The organism is Pseudoalteromonas sp. NJ631 (assembly GCF_000276645.1).
GTDB lineage: Bacteria > Pseudomonadota > Gammaproteobacteria > Enterobacterales > Alteromonadaceae > Pseudoalteromonas > Pseudoalteromonas piscicida.
In genome coordinates this window covers 851,216-870,285 of the sequence record NZ_AKXJ01000001.1, presented here as the reverse complement: position 1 = coordinate 870,285, position 19,070 = coordinate 851,216, and the positions used below count along the sequence as shown (strand labels likewise).

At 42.6% G+C, this 19,070-nt stretch carries 21 protein-coding genes; 15 read left to right on the top strand and 6 right to left on the bottom strand.

Going from position 1 to position 19,070, the window contains the following annotated elements; all coding sequences use genetic code 11:
- From A587_RS0104080 to glpG, 6 genes are all read left to right on the top strand, one after another.
- Window positions 1–1,068, top strand: coding sequence for a glycosyltransferase family 9 protein (locus A587_RS0104080; RefSeq protein ID WP_017216529.1), 1,068 nt, complete (start codon window positions 1–3; stop codon window positions 1,066–1,068).
- A complete protein-coding gene (gene gmhB, locus A587_RS0104075) occupies window positions 1,061–1,615 on the top strand; it encodes a D-glycero-beta-D-manno-heptose 1,7-bisphosphate 7-phosphatase (protein ID WP_017216528.1) in 555 nt (184 codons plus the stop codon). Before A587_RS0104080 ends, gmhB begins: the two co-directional genes overlap by 8 nt.
- A gap of 225 nt (window positions 1,616–1,840) precedes the next feature.
- Window positions 1,841–3,037 (top strand): glycine C-acetyltransferase, encoded by a 1,197-nt coding sequence (locus A587_RS0104070; protein ID WP_010374617.1) that lies wholly within the window; start codon window positions 1,841–1,843, stop codon window positions 3,035–3,037.
- 44 nt (window positions 3,038–3,081) lie between these two features.
- Entirely contained in the window at window positions 3,082–4,107 is a 1,026-nt protein-coding gene (tdh, locus tag A587_RS0104065) for an L-threonine 3-dehydrogenase (RefSeq protein ID WP_010374618.1), read from the top strand.
- 104 nt (window positions 4,108–4,211) lie between these two features.
- Window positions 4,212–4,529, top strand: a complete 318-nt coding sequence (glpE, locus tag A587_RS0104060; protein WP_010374619.1) for a thiosulfate sulfurtransferase GlpE — start codon at window positions 4,212–4,214, stop codon at window positions 4,527–4,529.
- Window positions 4,526–5,353 carry a rhomboid family intramembrane serine protease GlpG gene (gene glpG / locus A587_RS0104055; protein WP_017216526.1) on the top strand — a complete coding sequence of 276 codons (828 nt, stop codon included), beginning with the start codon at window positions 4,526–4,528 and terminating at the stop codon, window positions 5,351–5,353. Before glpE ends, glpG begins: the two co-directional genes overlap by 4 nt.
- Window positions 5,354–5,406: 53 nt before the next feature.
- Here glpG and A587_RS0104050 read toward each other — a convergent pair whose 3' ends face one another.
- Window positions 5,407–5,802, bottom strand: a complete 396-nt coding sequence (locus A587_RS0104050) for a flagellar basal body-associated protein FliL (protein WP_010374621.1) — start codon at window positions 5,800–5,802, stop codon at window positions 5,407–5,409.
- Window positions 5,803–5,959: 157 nt separating this feature from the next.
- Between A587_RS0104050 and A587_RS0104045 the strand changes: the two genes are divergently transcribed.
- The gene (locus tag A587_RS0104045; RefSeq protein ID WP_232288011.1) at window positions 5,960–6,487 is read left to right on the top strand and encodes a chorismate--pyruvate lyase family protein; all 528 of its coding nucleotides are present in this window, start codon (window positions 5,960–5,962) and stop codon (window positions 6,485–6,487) included.
- Window positions 6,480–7,343: a 4-hydroxybenzoate octaprenyltransferase gene (ubiA, locus tag A587_RS0104040; RefSeq protein ID WP_017216524.1), complete on the top strand. Its 864-nt coding sequence runs from the start codon at window positions 6,480–6,482 to the stop codon at window positions 7,341–7,343. The genes A587_RS0104045 and ubiA overlap by 8 nt, the downstream gene beginning before the upstream one ends.
- Window positions 7,344–7,399: 56 nt before the next feature.
- Here ubiA and A587_RS0104035 read toward each other — a convergent pair whose 3' ends face one another.
- The 3 genes from A587_RS0104035 to A587_RS0104025 form a co-directional block, all read right to left on the bottom strand.
- Entirely contained in the window at window positions 7,400–8,302 is a 903-nt protein-coding gene (locus A587_RS0104035; protein ID WP_017216523.1) for a LysR family transcriptional regulator, read from the bottom strand.
- Between the two features lie 108 nt (window positions 8,303–8,410).
- Window positions 8,411–9,934, bottom strand: coding sequence for a DUF3369 domain-containing protein (locus A587_RS0104030; RefSeq protein WP_017216522.1), 1,524 nt, complete (start codon window positions 9,932–9,934; stop codon window positions 8,411–8,413).
- Between the two features lie 58 nt (window positions 9,935–9,992).
- Entirely contained in the window at window positions 9,993–10,391 is a 399-nt protein-coding gene (locus tag A587_RS0104025) for a DUF2721 domain-containing protein (protein WP_010374626.1), read from the bottom strand.
- 109 nt (window positions 10,392–10,500) lie between these two features.
- Here A587_RS0104025 and A587_RS0104020 point away from each other — a divergent pair, with 109 nt between their 5' ends.
- The 3 genes from A587_RS0104020 to tsaD are packed head-to-tail and all read left to right on the top strand — an operon-like array spanning window position 10,501 to window position 12,488.
- Entirely contained in the window at window positions 10,501–10,848 is a 348-nt protein-coding gene (locus A587_RS0104020; protein ID WP_017216521.1) for a putative signal transducing protein, read from the top strand.
- Window positions 10,832–11,425, top strand: a complete 594-nt coding sequence (locus tag A587_RS0104015) for a YjaG family protein (protein WP_010374628.1) — start codon at window positions 10,832–10,834, stop codon at window positions 11,423–11,425. Before A587_RS0104020 ends, A587_RS0104015 begins: the two co-directional genes overlap by 17 nt.
- Window positions 11,426–11,474: 49 nt before the next feature.
- Window positions 11,475–12,488 carry a tRNA (adenosine(37)-N6)-threonylcarbamoyltransferase complex transferase subunit TsaD gene (gene tsaD, locus A587_RS0104010; protein ID WP_017216520.1) on the top strand — a complete coding sequence of 338 codons (1,014 nt, stop codon included), beginning with the start codon at window positions 11,475–11,477 and terminating at the stop codon, window positions 12,486–12,488.
- Here the strand turns inward: tsaD and plsY are convergent.
- Complete coding sequence (gene plsY, locus A587_RS0104005) at window positions 12,485–13,075, bottom strand: glycerol-3-phosphate 1-O-acyltransferase PlsY (protein ID WP_026000874.1); 591 nt, start codon at window positions 13,073–13,075, stop codon at window positions 12,485–12,487. The two genes, tsaD and plsY, sit on opposite strands and share 4 nt — an antisense overlap.
- Window positions 13,076–13,199: 124 nt before the next feature.
- Here plsY and folB point away from each other — a divergent pair, with 124 nt between their 5' ends.
- The 3 genes from folB to A587_RS0103990 are packed head-to-tail and all read left to right on the top strand — an operon-like array spanning window position 13,200 to window position 14,843.
- Entirely contained in the window at window positions 13,200–13,550 is a 351-nt protein-coding gene (gene folB, locus A587_RS0104000; protein ID WP_017216518.1) for a dihydroneopterin aldolase, read from the top strand.
- 7 nt (window positions 13,551–13,557) lie between these two features.
- On the top strand, window positions 13,558–14,046 hold the full coding sequence (gene folK, locus A587_RS0103995; protein WP_017216517.1) for a 2-amino-4-hydroxy-6-hydroxymethyldihydropteridine diphosphokinase: 489 nt from the start codon (window positions 13,558–13,560) through the stop codon (window positions 14,044–14,046).
- Window positions 14,043–14,843 carry an undecaprenyl-diphosphate phosphatase gene (locus A587_RS0103990; RefSeq protein ID WP_017216516.1) on the top strand — a complete coding sequence of 267 codons (801 nt, stop codon included), beginning with the start codon at window positions 14,043–14,045 and terminating at the stop codon, window positions 14,841–14,843. Before folK ends, A587_RS0103990 begins: the two co-directional genes overlap by 4 nt.
- Window positions 14,844–14,922: 79 nt before the next feature.
- Here the strand turns inward: A587_RS0103990 and A587_RS0103985 are convergent, their stop codons facing one another.
- Window positions 14,923–15,879 (bottom strand): methylenetetrahydrofolate reductase, encoded by a 957-nt coding sequence (locus A587_RS0103985; RefSeq protein ID WP_017216515.1) that lies wholly within the window; start codon window positions 15,877–15,879, stop codon window positions 14,923–14,925.
- Window positions 15,880–16,149: 270 nt separating this feature from the next.
- Between A587_RS0103985 and A587_RS0103980 the strand changes: the two genes are divergently transcribed.
- Window positions 16,150–19,026 carry a M16 family metallopeptidase gene (locus tag A587_RS0103980; protein ID WP_017216514.1) on the top strand — a complete coding sequence of 959 codons (2,877 nt, stop codon included), beginning with the start codon at window positions 16,150–16,152 and terminating at the stop codon, window positions 19,024–19,026.
- Window positions 19,027–19,070 lie beyond the last annotated feature (44 nt).

The following is a 19,070-nucleotide window of genomic DNA, read 5'->3' as shown; positions in this document are numbered from 1 at the left end:
ATGAGAACTATTGTTTTGAGCAAATCCTTGACCTCTATTTGTATTTTGCGACTTTCTGCGATTGGCGACGTGTGCCATGCAGTGAGTGCTGTACAGGCGATCCAACGCGCACATCCGCAAGCGAAAATAACGTGGGTGATAGGTAAAGTGGAAGCCATGTTGTTGGCTGACCTACCCGGTGTTGAGCTCGTCGTATTTGACAAAAAGCAGGGTAAAGCCGCGCTCAAGGCGTTAAAGGCAAAGTTCAAAGGGCAAAAGTTTGACGTATTACTACATATGCAGGTTGCGTTAAGAGCCAACCTTGTTGCGCGAGTTATTCCTGCAAAGCAAAAAGTAGGCTTTGATAAAGGGCGCTCAAAAGAGTTACACAGTTTGTTTATTAATAAGCGGATCGCACCTCAAAAGTCGCCACATGTGCTCGAAGGTTTCCAAAACTTTGCCCGTGCAATTGGTGCTGAGTGCGGTGAGCCAACATGGCAGATGCCAGTGACGGCAGCTCATCAAGCTGCGGCAAAATCGCTATTACCTGAAAGCAAGGTTTTTGTGATATCGCCTGCGGCAAGTAAAGCCGAGCGCAATTGGCTTCCTGAGCGTTATGCTAGGGTTGCAGAACATGCTGCTGCATTGGGGTTTCAGGTGGTGATAACGGGTGGTCCAACGGAGCTTGAGCAAAACTTAGCAGCCGAAATTCAAAAACACAGTCAAGCTGAGTTATTAAACTTAGTGGGAAAAACTGACTTGAAAACCCTACTTTGTGTGTTGGAGCAAGCCGAATTGGTGTTAGCACCTGATACCGGGCCTGCTCATATGGCTGTGACAGTTGGAACGCCGGTGATTGGTTTGTATGCGCACTCCAACCCAACTCGCACAGGGCCATACCTGTATCAAGACTATGTAGTTGAGGTTTATCATCAAAACCTCATTGCGCAAAAGGGCAAATCCGCAGAGCAATTACCCTGGGGAACACGCGTAAAGGGTAGCGAACTCATGTCTCAAATTTCCGTTGATGCAGTAATTACGATGTTTGATCGGGTAATAAAAGAGCAGGGGATTGTGATCAATGCATAAGGCAGTATTTTTAGACAGAGACGGCGTTGTTAATAAAGATCACGCCTATGTTCATCAAATCGCGGATTTTGAGTTTATCGACGGGGTATTCAGTGCCTGCCAAGCATTTAGCAAAGCCGGCTATAAAATTGTGGTCGTGACGAATCAGTCGGGCATTGGCCGAGGTTACTATGATGAAGCACAATTTCACGCGTTAAGTGAGTGGATGTGCGCGCAGTTTATGGCGCATGGTGTTGACATCGCTGGTGTTTATTTTTGTCCTCACCACCCTGAAAAGGCACAAGACCCATATAAAGTAGAATGTAACTGTCGTAAGCCTGAACCTGGGATGCTGCTGCAAGCGATAGCCGAGCATGACTTGGATCCTGCGCAAAGTATTATGATTGGTGATAAAGTCTCAGATATCAAGGCTGCCCGCGCTGCTGGCGTAAAAACAGCCATTTTAGTTGAGTCTGGGCAGAGTTTTAGTCAAGAGCAACAACAGCTCGCGGATAAAGTATGTGCGTCGTTGGCGGAGGTACCAGCCGCACTATGTTTGTCTGAGTAAAATAAAGTTTGCTGCCAGTTGTCGCAAATCGTGCATTTATTGTGTGAACCTTTTAAAATAAAGATATCTTTTAATGTACCAGGTATGATTGAATTGGTACGTTCCAATTAACTTGAGCTAATTAATATAGAATAAGCCCAAGCGTTAACTTCTGATAGTGAGAATGGCAACCGCCTATGGCGATGCGTAGCTTACTATCACCGTGCAAAAAATGGAGACTCCCAGATGAGAGCATCGGCCTTCTACAGCCAGCTTCAGCAACAAATTGAAGAAGTAAAAGCTGAAGGATTATATAAAAAAGAGCGTATTATCACTTCTCAGCAGCAAGCTGAAATTGCAGTATCGACTGGCGAAAGTGTAATTAACTTCTGTGCAAACAACTATCTAGGTTTGGCGAATCACCCAGAGCTAATTAAAGCGGCGCAAGGCGGCCTTGATGACCATGGTTTTGGTGTCGCGTCGGTGCGCTTTATCTGTGGTACGCAAGATATTCACAAAACGCTTGAAGCAAAGATCAGTGAATTTCTAGAAACAGAAGATACTATCCTTTACTCTTCATGCTTTGATGCTAATGCTGGTTTATTCGAAACTATCTTAGGCCCTGAAGATGCAATTATCTCGGACTCATTAAATCACGCTTCTATCATTGATGGTGTGCGTTTATGTAAAGCTAAGCGTTTCCGCTACGCAAACAACGATATGGCTGATCTTGAGCAGCAGTTAATAGCCGCTGATGAAGCTGGTGTGAAAACCAAGCTTATCGCGACCGATGGCGTATTCTCAATGGATGGCGTTATTTGTAACTTAAAAGCGGTTTGTGATTTAGCGGATAAGTACGACGCATTAGTGATGGTTGATGATTCACACGCAGTAGGTTTTGTTGGTGAAAATGGCCGAGGTACACCGGAATACTGTGGTGTATTAGACCGAGTGGATATCATTACAGGAACACTTGGTAAAGCACTTGGCGGTGCGTCGGGCGGTTATACTTCTGGTAAGAAAGAAATCGTAGAGTGGTTACGTCAGCGTTCACGTCCTTATTTATTCTCAAACTCGCTAGCGCCGTCAATTGTTACTGCTTCAATCAAAGTACTAGACATGATGAAAGAAGGCGATGCCTTACGTGCTAAACTATGGGATAACGCAGCCTACTTCCGTACTAAGATGGAAGCTGTTGGCTTTACTTGTGCGGGTAAAGATCACGCGATTATTCCGGTTATGTTAGGCGATGCCAAAGTGGCCTCAGAAATGGCTGACAGACTGCTAGCTGAAGGGATCTATGTAATCGGTTTCTCTTATCCTGTTGTGCCAAAAGGTCAAGCTAGGATCAGAACACAAATTTCAGCTGCGCATACGACTGAGCAGCTAGACAAAGCAATCGAAGCCTTTACCCGTATTGGTAAAGACCTAGGCGTCATTTAATTTTGACACCGGCATTAAGCCGGTGCAGCTAACGAGCGAATACTATGAAAGCATTATCCAAGTTGAAAGCTGAAGAAGGAATTTGGATGGCGGATGTGCCAAAACCGGAAGTAGGGCACAACGATCTATTGATCAAAATCCGTAAAACAGCAATTTGTGGTACCGACGTACACATCTACAAATGGGATGAGTGGGCACAAAACACGATCCCAACTCCAATGGTTGTGGGGCACGAATATGTAGGTGAAGTGGTCGATATGGGCCAAGAGGTACGTGGTTTTAGCATTGGCGACCGAGTATCTGGTGAAGGTCATATCACCTGTGGTCATTGTCGTAATTGTCGTGCTGGTCGTGTTCACCTATGTCGTAACACCATTGGGGTAGGCGTTAACCGCGAAGGTTCATTTGCAGAATACCTAGTTATTCCTGCTTATAATGCGTTTAAGATCCCTGACAACATTTCTGACGAACTAGCTTCTATCTTCGACCCATTCGGTAATGCAGTGCACACCGCATTGTCGTTCGACTTAGTTGGTGAAGATGTCCTCATTACTGGTGCTGGCCCAATTGGTATTATGGCTGCGGCAGTGGCGAAACACGTTGGTGCGCGTCATGTGGTGATCACAGACGTAAATGAATATCGCCTTGAACTTGCCACTAAAATGGGTGCTACGCGAGCAGTAAATGTTGCCAGTGAAAGCCTAGAAACGGTTATGAAAGATCTTGGTATGACAGAAGGCTTCGATGTTGGACTTGAAATGTCAGGTGTTCCTTCTGCATTTAAAGGCATGTTAAACAGCATGAACCATGGTGGTAAGATTGCAATGTTGGGCATTCCTCCTTCTGACATGGCGGTGGATTGGAACCAAGTGATCTTCAAAGGTTTAGTGATCAAGGGTATTTACGGCCGTGAAATGTTTGAAACTTGGTACAAAATGGCAAGTTTGATCCAGTCAGGCTTAAACCTTGATCCAATCATTACCCATCAGTTCCATGTTGATGACTTCCAGACTGGCTTTGATACGATGATTTCAGGGCAATCAGGTAAAGTTATTCTGAATTGGGATTAATGCTCAACTTTGCTTAGTGCATGAATGAGTAGTTATAATAGAAAGACGGCTAGGTCGATAAGGCTTAAGCCGTCTTTTATTTTTTAGTTTTAAATGGGTAGCACATGTCTTTTAAACATATTTCAGTAGCAGACACACAAGCGCTTTTAGGCAATGATGATGTTGTTGTAGCAGATATTCGCGATGAAAATACTTTTGCACAAGGGCATATTCCAGGCGCTGAACATTTATCTAATGCTAATCTTGCGCATTTCATGCAGGAGAAAGAGTTTGACCAACCAATCGTGGTTGTGTGTTATCACGGGATCTCTTCACAAGGCGCGGCCAACTATCTAGTAGAGCAGGGCTTTGAAGATGTTTACAGTATGGATGGTGGTTTTACGCAGTGGGCAAGTGAGTTGCCAAACGAGATTGAAAAGTGAAATTAATAGCCCATTATCACAATGCTCGACTAGCACAAGGTGCGGTCGATTATTTTAAGACGCAAGGGATTTATTGTGTTTTACAAAGTCACGATGGGCAGCAAGTTGAAGTTTGGCTAGAGCGTGGTGATGAAGCGCTTGCTATGCGTCTTTGGCAAACGTTTTTGGAGCAACCTGAGGCCGACTTATATCAAGCGGCTTCTTGGCAAACAGGAAGTACACAGGGGTTATTTAGCTATCAAGGCCAAAACTTAAACTTGGTGCGGCGCTTTGCGGGATTAAACTGGTTATTGCAGGGCGTTTTTGGTGTCAGTATTATTATTTTTGTCGCCATGCTGTTTGGTGACGCTAATGGCATCTTTTCTGCACTACGTTTTTCCCTAGATAAACCTTGGACTTGGATAGCACCTACACTCATACATTTTAGCGCCATACATTTGATTTTTAATTTAAGCTGGTGGTTACACCTTGGCGCACAAATTTCAGAGAAACTCGGGCTTTGGGCATTAGTTTGCATCTACTTTGTAACCGGCTTAACCAGTAACTTTATGCAGTTCCTATTCGTTGACGCTAATTTTGGTGGACTAAGTGGCGTGGTCTATGGGCTACTTGGCTTTTGTTGGGTAATTGGTCATCGAAATCCTGCCGGAGCCGCTTTGGTCTCTAAACCTGTTATTGGCTTTATGCTGCTTTGGATGCTGTTTGGGTTTACGGATATGTTTTTTATTAACATGGCTAACTGGGCGCATTTGTTCGGATTGCTATCAGGTATGTTGGTTGCGGTATTTTGGCCTATCAACAGGCAACTCAAAGAGAATAGCTAGTTACTTCGAACTCGGGATCTTGCGCTTCCGAGTTCTTGTATGAATTGGTTCGCTTAGTGATATAAATATTTAGTAAAAAGCACGTCTCGAACAATTTCCTGTCCAGTTTCTTCTTTTAGCAGTGTCTTTAGCTTTTCAGCGCAGCGTTTTCTGATTTCTTCTCTGCCAGTTAATGATTTAATGGTTTCTTCGTTTTCTTTACTCAGGATCTGTACGATAGCATCTCTTAGTAAAGGAGTATGGTGTTCAACCACGGCAATATTCGCAACGTCATTTAACATTAGGTCAACGGTAACACGGACATAACCGAGCTTTTTGTTGGACTGGCCTATGTAGTTTGTGATGATATCTGGCTCAAACCCGAAATACCCAATAGTTGAGTCCGCTTTTACAGGGAAAGCCGTGGTTAATGCAATGCATAATGTGAGTACAACAGCCAACAGTCTCATGTTTAATTAGGTATCCTAATACAAATTACTTTTTACTTAGTTTATACATAATTGCGTTGATTTTACAGGTAGCTTCAATACAAACATAAACTTTTTAGAAAGCCGCTGCTCTGCTATTATGACCGCGGATTTTTAAAACGGAAATAGAACGTTGCCTTTGCAATTACCCTTAGAGCTCCCTTGGCTGAAGAACACACAGTTGGTGGATGTTGAGCCAGCACTTTCTCCTTATTTATTAGAGGCTCAATCTCTAACCGCAAAATTGAAAGAAACTTGTGAAAGGTTTTCTGTGACTGTGCTTGCTAATGAGTTCAGGAGCGCTCCTGAAGCGTTACGTACGGATCTTTCTGAACAGGTTTGGTGCCGAGAAGTAACGTTAAATTGTAACGGTAAAGCAGCTGTATTTGGACAAAGTTGGCTCAATGAGGACGCATGTACTGTCGGAATGGATGCAATTGGTGAGACACCTTTGGGTGAGTTACTGTTTACTGATTCAAATTGGCAGCGCGGAACCCTTGAGTTTCTTCGTTTATCTACTGCCGACTATCCGGCGCTGATTGAACTTATTGCACCCACAACTGGCATCGTCCCAGAGCGTTTATTTGCTAGAAGAAGCTGGTTTAAAAACGGCAAAGCAAAGATTTTAGTTTGTGAAGTCTTTATATCGGAAAGCTTTTATGATTGACCACCAGAAATGGCAGGCTTACAGCCAACTTATGCGATTAGATAAGCCAATCGGGACTTTACTATTATTGTGGCCAACGCTTTGGTCACTGTGGTTTGCAGCTGAAGGTGTTCCAAGTATTTGGCTTATTGTTATCTTTGCTCTGGGTGTATTTATAATGCGCAGTGCAGGCTGTGTTATCAATGATTTTGCTGATCGTAAGGTTGATGGAGCTGTAAAGCGTACCGCGACAAGACCGCTTGCAAGAGGCGCTGTAACGAGTAAAGAGGCACTAGGCCTATTTGCTATTTTGGTCGCGGTGGCTTTTATTTTGGTGCTTTTTTTAAACTGGCAAACCATTGTATTATCCTTTGGAGCTCTAGCGTTAGCCTCTGTTTATCCTTTCATGAAACGTTATACAAACTTACCTCAACTCGTACTTGGGGCTGCCTTTAGCTGGGCAATACCGATGGCTTTTATGGCAGTAAATCAAAATGTGCCAGTGCTTGCTTGGGTATTGTTTGTTGCGAATTTAATATGGACGGTTGCTTATGACACTATGTACGCCATGGTAGATAGGGATGATGATTTGAAGATAGGGGTAAAGTCTACTGCGATTTTATTCGGCAAATGGGACCTCCATATTATTGCACTGCTCAACATCACATTTATCGCGATGATGGCGGCAGTTGGTGCAACGTTCGACTTGAATCTCGCTTTTTGGTGCGGCTTACTAGCAGCCTCTGTGCTGCTTATTAGGCAACAATATGCCATACGCTACAGAGATAGAGACAGATGTTTTTGGGCTTTTTTAAACAATAACTATGTGGGCTTGGCGATTTTTGTCGGGGTCGTGCTGGGCTTTTTACCGCTCTAAAGCGAGTAATTAAAAACGGGCAAGTAATAGAGATTATTTGCCCGTCTGTTTAGCAACTAATAAGTTACTGTTTGCTTGCTAGATGAAGATGCAGCATCCTCAATTAGCTCAAGCAAGTGATTTATATGCGCATTTGAGCCAACTTGGTGATTGGTTTGTACAATCAATTGTTCTCTATCCAAAGCCTTATTGGTTTTTAAGAAAACTAAGTTAGGGTCTTGTGCGATAGTTTTTGAATGTTCGATACTCGCAATTGCAAAGCTATTGCTATTCTTCAAACCATCAATTACTTGTTCAATGTTACCAATTTTAACACTCGTTGATTTGTTTAACGAGTCAACGGCTTCATTAAGCATACTTTGTACTTGCTTCGACTGTGAGAAACAGCCATACATAGGGTATTGCGTTAATTCGGCTTTTCTGATGCTGTCTTGATTTGCTAGAGGGTGATTTCTCGAAACAAATAAAACTAACTGATCAGGCAGGTGAATATCACTCACTATGCTATTTGCACTTTGTAAATATACGCTAATATCAATCTCACCAAGTTGTAGCTTACGAGTAAGCTCCAACTCATCTTGCAACTGCATTTCGATCTTCACATTAGGGTACTGAGCTAAAAACTGACCGCAAGAAACTGGCACGATGCTGCTAGCTTGAGTCGTATAACCAATAATTAACTTTTGGTTATCACGGCCAAACAAACTTTGCTTAATGGTTTTCTTGGTTAGATCGAGTTCTGATAAGGTTGTTTTGCAATACTTTAAGAACAGCTCACCTTGTTCAGTCAGTTTTACTGAACGTGTTGAGCGTTTAACGAGTTCACAACCTATTTCATCTTCAAGGGTTTGGATGCTTCGAGTAAGCGCTGAAGTACTGATCTGGGTTTGTTCTGCGGCTTGTCTAAAATGTCTTAGATTACCTAATGCTACGAACTGCTCGAGTTGTTCAAATCTCATGTGAAATTCCTTTTAATTTCAACTAAAACACATTTATTACGTCTTTTCCCAATAATAATACACCAATCGGGAAAAAGAAAGTGAAGTTTTTACATTCTGATTACAAAGTTAGTCAGGATACCTGTCACGTACCTCAATAAATTGTTCCAGATTTTTTAGAAAAAGGTCAACCAATTTGGGTTCAAATTGTTTACCACTTTGAGTATTTAGCAAATCTATTACTTTATCTAGTGGCCAAGCTGGCTTATAACACCGCTCACTTCCTAGTGCATCAAAGACATCTGCCAGAGCAGTGATCCTGCCGACAATGTTAATTTGCTCTCCCTTTAAACCTCTAGGATAGCCTGAACCATCCCACTTTTCGTGATGTTGATGCGCGATTAATGCGCCACACTGCAAAATCTCATTTGTTGAATTTTTTAAGATTTCAAACCCTTGCTGCGCATGCGTCTGCATAATTATCCATTCTTCATCAGTGAGTTTTCCGGGTTTATTTAGGATTTGATCTGGAATACTGATTTTGCCAATGTCATGGAGCGGAGAGGCGAGTTTGATGATTTCTGCTTGGTAGTGAGAGAGTCCGTAAAGCTGAGCTAAAAGCATACTATAATGTGCCACGCGTTTTACGTGTGAGCCGGTTTCTTTCGAGCGTTTTTCGACGGCTTCACCCAAAATATAAGAAAGCTCTTTTTGAGAATCTTTGACGGTTTCACGCAACTTCAAGTTGTCGTAGGCTAGTGCAATATTGTTTGCAAAAAATTCAAGTAGCTGGAAGTCCATGCTATGAAGTTCGCTGTCCTTACTCACATAAATCATCGTTTCACTCCCTTCTCGCGAAGGGAAGTAGCCAATATATTCGTTACGGGTCTTTATCGATGCTTTTTTATTATGTGTTTCTATAAACAGATTTTGTACATTCTCGGGCAAGGTAACAATACTAGGTTCTACGCCGGCCCCTGAGGCTGCAAGTAGTTTAAATTTTGTCGGTTCGTTGGCTTGGTGATTTACCGCAGCTGCGCAATATATTTCCGAATCAGATAATCCCATTACAGCGGATACATGAGATAATATGGTTGATGCGAAATCCTGAATATTGCTACACTTCAAAAAGTTTGAGGATGCATCAATAATGCGTTCAAGTCCCATTTTGTGCTTTTCGATGGTTTGAATATCCCGGTGAGCCCGTAAAGCAGAATAGAGTAGTGTTTTTAGCTTGACGGCAGTGAGCTCGGTTTTGTTCTTATAGTCATTAATATCGTAATCGCGAATGACCGATTCTTCTGGGGCTTCTCCTGGCTGCCCAGTGCGCAGGACAAGGCGAATATCAAAGTTTGCTAAGTCATCGCGGATATATCGCACTAAATCAAGCCCTGCATGATTACTTTCCATTACGACATCAATGAGGCCTACAGAGATATTCTGCTCCGTGTCCAAGATGGCTTTTGCTTCTTGTGCAGAGTAGGCGTGATGAAATCTCAGTGATTTATTCTCAAATTTAAAGCCAGATAACACCAGTTTAGTCACTTGGTGAATGTCTTCTTCATCATCTACAACCAGAATATCCCAGTAGGTTTCGGCCATTTTATTTGTAGGGCTTTCTAGCACTTCATCTGAGAACAAAAATCCGCTCACAGATTGCTCCTCTTTTTATGCTGACTCAACATTAGTATAGTCGGCAGTAACAAGGCCGCTAATCTTGTTGAGGTTTTTTCTCGATATTTTGCAATTCTAGTTCGATTGCATCGCAAGAAATGTGGATTTCATAAAGAGAAAGTAGCAATGACAAGGTTAGGCTACAAAGACTCGCACCAAACAATGTGACGCCAAGTAAGGATATTTCAAGAAACAAGGCAAACATTGAAGATGTGCAGAGTAAAAACGCGATGACGCCCCATACTTGCATTCGTCTGATCAATCTAATTCGTTTTCTTAAGTTCTCGATTTGTGCTTTAACCAAAGATCTTATGGTGTCGCCTTCTCGAGCGTTTAATTCACGGATCAATTGTGCGAGTACCAAAAAGCGATTGGTGTAAGCGAGTAGCAATAAAGAAATTGCTGGGAATAATAGGCCCGGTGTTGTTAGAGTCATAGTCGTATTTTTTTGGAATAGCTAGATGTTTAAGTGTGATGATAATGAATGATTTTATCAAGAAACAAATGAGCACATTGAGTGCTAATTCAATAGTGAAGATAATGCAATGAGTGAACAGCCTTTTCATTGGGTGCAATTGTGCGCTATCAGCGGCTTTGTTGAAGCACATTTACTCAAAGGTCAACTAGAGCAAGCGAATATTCAGGTTCGCTTACAAGGTGAACATTTGTCAGGGGCTATTGGTGAAATTCCAGCAGAGCAAGCTGCCATCAAGCTCTTTGTTTATGCAATAAAGTTACCCGAGGCTCAGGAAATATTGGTAAACTATAACAAATCACGTCATCACAGTGCCGCCGAGCTGTCGGATTGGCTATGTAACCACTGTGCAGAATTAAATGGACCAGCGTTTGAATATTGCTGGCAATGTGGAAATAAGCATGAGCAAAGCAAATAACTTTCAAAGAATTAGAGAGTTAAATTATCTTCAAAAGGCAGTCTTAGGCGCTGCTATTATTGAGCGTATGTTGCCAAATTATTCACTATTTAGTGAGGCAACGGGTTTTGGCGACGAGCAAGTGCTCAGAAATGCGCTGAATTTAATCTGGGAGAAAATATTACTGCCAAAGAGCAAAATTAGCTTAGAAAAGCTGGTTGAAAAGGTAGAACCAAATGTACCTGAGCTCAGTGAGTTTGATATGTTTGGTACCTATCCCGCAATCGACGTAGCGACAGCGCTGTTAGGCATGTTGCAAGGTCTGATGACAAAAGATGAACATGAGTTTGTAAGCGTTGCCAAAATTTCTCAGGCAACGGTAGCTAAATACATCGAGTTTATGTTGATGGCGGAAGATATATCTCCAACGAATGAGTTAGTGCGTGAGCACCCGCAGATGCAGTATGAAATTGAAATCCTCGCTGAGCTTATCGAACATGTGGAAAATATGGGGCGTATTAGCAGCGAATCGGTGAAGTCGCTGAAGGCCCTGGCACTAGCTGACGGCCAAACAAATATTGGTTTGGAACTTGAGTAGCTGATTTCGTATAATCAGCGGCTGCAGTAAAGAGTTTGGAGAAAGTAACTTGCGTATTTTGGGTATAGAATCCTCATGTGATGAGACGGGTATTGCTATTTATGATGATGAGCAAGGGCTGTTGGCACATCAATTATATTCTCAGGTAAAAGTACACGCCGATTATGGTGGGGTAGTGCCTGAACTTGCTTCTCGTGATCATGTACGCAAAACAATTCCTCTTATAGAAGCTGCTTTCGCCCAAGCGGGTTGCGGTCCTGAAGACCTTGATGGCATTGCTTATACCGCAGGGCCGGGTTTGGTCGGTGCTTTGTTGGTTGGCACCTCAATAGGTCGCTCGTTAGCGTTTGGTTGGGGGATCCCAGCTGTTGCCGTACATCATATGGAAGGCCATTTGCTTGCCCCTATGCTTGAAGACGATAAACCAGATTTCCCATTCGTCGCGCTGTTAGTATCTGGTGGCCACACTATGATGGTCAAAGTCTCGGGTATCGGTGAATATGAGGTACTTGGTGAGTCAGTGGATGATGCCGCTGGTGAAGCATTTGATAAAACCGCCAAGCTACTCGGTCTTGATTATCCTGGCGGCCCAATGCTTGCGAAAATGGCGACACAGGGTCAAACAGGGCGATTTACTTTTCCAAAACCGATGACAGACAGACCTGGTCTGGATTTTAGTTTCAGTGGATTGAAAACCGCAGCGGCAAACACGATCCGTAATGAAGGCGATGACGAGCAAACGAAAGCAGATATTGCTCATGCTTTTCAAACAGCAGTCGTAGAAACGCTAGCGATCAAGTGTAAGCGAGCACTGAAAGAAACCGGCATTAAAAGCCTTGTGATTGCAGGTGGCGTCAGCGCCAATACTGAACTTAGGCAAAAGCTTGAGCGCATGATGCTTGGCATGAAAGGGCGGGTTTATTACCCGCGCACTGAGTTTTGTACAGACAATGGGGCGATGATAGCTTATGCAGGAATGCAGCGCCTAAAAGCAGGTCAGCATGCGCCACTTGATATGAAGACTAAACCGCGTTGGCCGCTGGATAGTCTAGAAAAAGTCTAGTCTTTAGACTTTTTCCCCACCTTGGGCTCTTTACCACTCAAGAGCCTTTTAATATTTGCCCTATGACGAATAATAATCACCACAGTTAAAAAGCTAACCGGCACCGTATAAAGCGGTTTTATCCACCATGTGTAAAGTGGAGCAGCAGCGACTGCAACAATCGCTGCGAGTGAAGAGTAGCGCGTTATCGCTAGCACCACGAGCCACGTACTAATCAATAGCCCACCCAATGACAAGCCGATAGGTAATAGTGCACCAAATGCTGTTGCTACCGCTTTACCACCATTAAAGTGGAAGAAAATAGGATAAATGTGACCAAGGCATGCGCTTACGGCTATTGCACCTAACCATACAGGTTCTATTTTCAGAAAGTAGGCTCCCCACACCGGGATGGTTCCCTTTAAAATATCGAAGACGAGCACCAGCGCAGCTGGGATCTTTCCTCCCAATCTTAATACATTGGTTGCGCCTGGATTATTAGAACCATTAAAGCGTGGATCTGGCAGGTTGAATAACCGACACACCAGAATCGCTGAGGAAATCGATCCCAATAAATAAGCACATACGCACATTAAACTGATTAACACTGTCTTCCTTATTTTTTATTGCGTTGTTTTGGGCTATGATCGGCGGTCTTAAGTCCTGCACAGATCGCGAATTGCGATTAGAAAATGCGGGTGAATTACAGCGATAAACATGTTTGGAGTTTACATGGATAAAGTCTATATCTCACAGCTACACGTCGAAGCCATAATAGGAGTGTACGACTTTGAAAAAGAAAGTAAACAAAGCCTTTACTTTGATGTTGAGATGTTGACCGATATTAGCGCTGCCGCTCGCCATGACGATATTAATTTGGCGGTTGATTATGCCAAAGTGAGTGAGCGTATTATTGCGCATACCCAAGCAAAACCAGTTGAGCTATTAGAAACGCTAGTTGAACAGCTTGCTGCAATGATCCTCAATGAATTTAATGTACAACAAGTGCTTATAAAAGTGAGTAAACCTGCTGCCGTGCCACAAGCACAAACGGTTGGTGTAGAAATTGTGCGTAAGAAGTAGAATTATCATGGCACAAATTTTTATCAGTCTCGGCTCAAACATAGAAAAAGAAAAAAATTTGCTGAGTGGCTTGAGGGTATTGATAGAACACTTTCCGGATTTTCAACATTCGAGTGTTTTTGAGAGTGAAGCCGTCGGGTTTGCAGGAAATAACTTCTATAACTCGGTCTTTGCAGCACAAACACAGCTGTCTTTAGACGCAGTGTATAAACTGCTCAAATCGATAGAATACGATCATGGCCGTCGCTGTAGTGAAAAGAAGTTTAGTCCACGTACATTAGATCTTGATATTCTCTTTTATGACCACCTTATTTGTTCATCACCCGCTCAGTTGCCTCGGGATGAAATAACCAAAAATGCCTTCGTGCTTCAGCCATTAGCTGAACTAGCTCCTGATTTTATCCATCCTGTTGAGGGTAAAACCATTGCTCAGTTATGGCAGGAGTATCACAACCCAACTCAAAAATTATGGAAAGTGGAGTTTCCCAAGCAATGAGCTTTATTGAGATTGTCGTCCTTGCAATTATTCAAGGTCTCACTGAATTTTTACCTATTTCGAGTTCTGCCCACTTACTGCTACCTTCTCAAGTACTAGGTTGGCAAGATCAGGGTCTTGCCTTTGATGTTGCTGTTCATGTCGGTACTTTACTGGCTGTCGTTATTTATTTTCGACAAGACATTGTCGGCCTACTGGCAGGATGGTTCAAGTCATTCTCAGGTACGCACTCAAAAGAAAGCCGGCTGACTTGGTGTATTGTGGTTGCCACCATACCATTCGTGATCTTAGCTCCACTACTTAAAGATATCGTAGAAGTTTATTTACGTAGCGCTTGGGTGATTGCAACATCGACGATAGTATTTGGTTTACTGCTTTGGTATGCCGACGTGAAAGCGAAACAAATCAAAGACGAATTTGCCTTAAACTGGAAAAGCGCATTGATACTGGGGCTTGCGCAAATTACCGCTGTTATTCCCGGCACATCGCGTTCAGGTATTACCATCACCGCAGGTTTATTACTCGGGCTTGATAAGAAAAGTGCGGCGCGCTTTTCGTTTTTAATGTCTATTCCGGTCATTTCTATGATGGGGCTGTATTACAGTTTAGAGCTCGCAACGGGCGATGAAGTGGTTGATTGGGATGCACTATTAAGTGGTGCGGCACTGTCGTTTATCTCGGCTTATGCCTGCATCTTCTTTTTTCTGAAAATCATAGAGCGCATGGGCATGATGCCATTTGTCATTTACCGCTTGTTACTTGGGGTGGGGTTAATCGCTTTCTTGAGTCTAAGTTAATCTGGGCTTTGAATAATCCAGCAAGGTTAACAGAAAAGCCAGCTTGATGAAGCTGGCTTTTTCAGTTTACTAGACTGCATTAAGCAATTTGCTTTTCCGCAAGGCATAATTCCATGGTCGCCTTCAATAGCCTGTAAAGGTTTATCGATGCATCTATTTCTTCTTTGCGGTTTGTTAAGCTCTCAATATTTAAGCCAAGAGAAATATCTAGATGTGAGCAGCTTTTTAAGATTTGATCTAGATTCTCTCTACAAATACGAATTGACTCACTTAGTGTGTTTTCTGCATCTAACATGCGCCATTTGGTTGCTTCTGGTACTGAGATCCCCAGCCATTCCATAAACTGCAAGGTCTTTTCTCCACCACATGGAGTAAAGGTAAGAATAATGCGTTTTGGTGTTTGCCCTTGCTGTTTACAGGTGCGAGCATAACTCGTGATCAGATCTATGGTTGCTTGAGCGTCATACACTGCTTGGGAAACAAAGAATTGGCAGCCTTGCTCTGTTTTATCTATCAGCCTTTCGTGTTCATTACGCTTACTGGCATGGCGCTCTGCGATGGTTACACCACCCAAGAAAAAGTCATCTTGGTGATGCTTCAATACCTTATAGGCTTCAGAAAGCGGCAACTTAATATCGCCTTGTGAAGACGGGCTGCCCACTAATACTAGATTGTTCAACCCATATTGCTGTTTAGTGCTGCTTAACCAATTGCCAAAAGCTTCACTATCGCGCTGTGCCACACTTTTATACGTAATTACATCAAGGTGTGACAATTCGCGGATCAACTGGCTATATTCACACGGATCAACGGTGTGCTTAAAAGGAAATGGGCGTGGTACTTGAGTACGGCTGCTTTCATCTTGAATGTCATAGATGATCACGCCGTCGTATTCAATCTCATGTAAACGGCCTAAAAGTTTAGCGGCAATTGATTTTAGCTGTTCTGGGTCGGTGCCAATCTTAGGTGGTGTGGTACCAATTAAATATACCCCTTGGTTAGGGTCAATGATTTTCTCTTGAAGCGTTAAAGCCATAATCCTCATTCCACAAAAGCATTTCTGTATCTCTTTACTAATATAGCAGCCATTTAGACGTCTAGATAGATTTTTTTAATGAAAGAATTTCAATAATTATGAATTAATCTCAAGTGCTCAAATCAAAATTTCATATTTGTTTACACATTAGGGTGGTAAATCACCTTGGAAATTAGCGAATTAGTATGACTTTGGGGCATAATCAGGAGGTTTGCTAACGTAAGTGAACACGACTTACTTAGAATAAAAAATATGATTAGGACCAAATTCATGAAATTCAAATTACTAGCAACCAGCTTTGCCGTAAGCTTAGCGCTTAGTGGCTGCGCAGCGACGAATTCAGATCAAGCTCAACAGTCAGCTGTAAGTACTCAAGCTGCCCAATCCAATAAAGTATTCGCCCAAGATTATGTTTTGGAAGAGCTAGAAAATGGCCTTCGCGTCATGGTAGTTAAAACTAACTATCCTGATGTAGTATCGCTTCAAATTCCGGTTTCTGTTGGTTCGCGTAATGAAGTAGAAGCGGGTAAAACCGGCTTTGCTCACTTCTTTGAGCATATGATGTTCAAAGGCTCAGAAAAGTATCCACAAGACGTTTATTCGGACATTTTGAAAAACTCAGGTGTTGATAATCGTGCGTACACTACCAATGACTACACGAACTACCACTTAAATTTCTCAAAGCAGCATTTAGATAAAGTATTAGAAATCGAAGCGGATATCTTTCAAAACCTGACATACAGTGAAGAACAGTTCCGCACCGAAGCACTAACTGTGAAAGGTGAATACCTTAAAAATAATGCCAGCCCAGTTCGAAAACTGCTTTCTGCGGTAAGAAAAGAAGCATTTGATAAACATACCTATAAGCACACAACGATGGGCTTTTTTGAAGACATCGAAGCAATGCCAGATCAAATGGCCTATGGTAAAACCTTCTTTGAGCGTTTTTACAAGCCTGAATATGTATCACTTGTGATCGTAGGCGATGTGGACCCTAAAGCAACTATGGCTATGGTGAAAAAGCATTGGGGTAATTGGAAAAAGGGTGACTACCAAGCCGATATTCCTGTTGAGCCAAAGCAAGACAAAGCGCGTTACGTTCACGAAAAATATGATGGCTTACCGGGTCACTGGTTGCTAGTTTCGTATAAAGGTACTGCATGGGAGCCGAAGAAAAAAGACCGAGCGGCACTTGATCTGATCTCGCAGCTTTATTTCTCTGAAAATTCAGCGCTGTATCAAGAGCTGGTGGTAGATAAACAGCTTGCAAGCCAAATGTTTACCTATAACCCTGAAACCAAAGACCCAGGTCTTCTGCATGTTTTCATTAAAGTAGAAGATGAAAAAGATTTGGCAACAGTGCGTGATGCAATCAATAACACTTACGCAAAAGCACGCACAGAGCTGGTAGATGAAAATAAGCTTGCTGCACTTAAATCAAACCTAAAGTACAGCTTTATTAACGGCCTTGATTCATCACAATCTATTGCTTCGACACTTGCAAGCTACATGCATTTTGAGCGTGATCCTGAAGTAGTGAATGAACTGTATGCAAGTGCTGATAAAGTCACTGCAAAAGATATTCGTGATATTGCCAATAAATACTTTGTGGACAGCAGCCGCACCACGGTGACGATGTCTGCACTTGAGTCAGTCTCTGGTTTTGATAAGGAAGTTAACTTAGATAAGTTAGTGGCAAAAATGGACAAGCCAGTAACGCGTCATTTCAACGTATTAGACAAGACCAATAACTCACCGCTGGTAGATGTGAACTTTCTTTTTTACACAGGTGCTGCTGCCGATCCTGCAGGTAAAAAAGGTCTTGCTGCGCTTACTGCAGCTATGATTGCCAATGGTGGAAGTGAGTCACAATCATACAAAGAAATTCAAAAGGCGCTGTACCCGATTGCTGGTAGCTTTGGCTATCAAATCGATAAAGAAATGATTTCTTTACGTGGTCGTATTCATAAAGACAATGCTGATCAATGGTATGGCATTGTGAGTCAGCAGCTTTTGACCCCGGGGTTCAGAGAAGATGATTTTAAACGTCTGAAAAAAGAGCTAATCGACGGCATTAAGGCTGGTTTGAAAGCGTCAAATGATGAAGAGCTAGGTAAAGAAGTGCTTTATCATGAGTTGTACAAAGGCCACCCATACGAAAGCTATAACTTTGGTGATTTATCAGACTTAGAAGCAATCACTTTAGATGACGTTAAGGCTTTTTACGCTCAGCAATTTACTCAAGCTAAACTCAACGTAGGTATTACTGGTGCACTCGATGAACAGCTAAAAGAAGCGATGTTTAACGACCTTGCGGCTTTACCTAAAGGTGAAGAAGCGCGTTTACAAGTGCCTGATGCCCCTAAACTGTCTGGCCATCACGCAACCATCGTAGAAAAGAATGCAAAATCAACAGCGGTGTCTTTTGGTTTCCCAATCGACACGGTTCGTAGCAGCAAAGACTGGGCTGCGCTTTGGTTAGTGCGTTCATACTTTGGTGAGCACCGCAGTTCAAACAGCCACTTGTACCAGCGTATCCGTCAGGTGCGTGGTATGAACTATGGTGATTATGCATATATCGAATACTTCCCTCGTGGTATGTTCCAAACTAAGCCGGATGCAAACTTAGGTCGTAGTGAGCAAATTTTCCAAGTTTGGTTACGCCCACTTCGTTCTAATAACGATGCCCATTTTGCAACGCGTACCGCATTGTTTGAACTCGATAAGCTGATCAAAGAAGGGATGAGCAAAGCAGACTTTGAAGCAACACGTAACTTCTTAATCAACTTTGTGCCGCAAATGGTGGCGAGCCAAGATAGACAGCTAGGTTATGCACTTGATAGCCAGTTCTACAACACCGATGAATTTGTTGCCTATGTGACAAAGCAGCTAGCGTCGCTGTCTGTTGAAGACATCAATCGTGTTATCAAAGAGAACTTGCAGACCGAAGATATTCACTATGTGTTTATCACTGGTGATGCAAAAGATATGGCGCAGCGTTTAAGTGCTGAGCAGTCATCTCCTATGACTTATAACACGAAAAAGCCTGATGTATTACTGGCTGAAGATGCTGAAATTGCTACATACCCGCTAAATATTCCAAGTAAGAATATTAAAACGTTAGATGTAGAAAAAGTGTTTGAATAACGATTATTCAGCCTAATAAAAATGGCGGCTAAAAATTTAGCCGC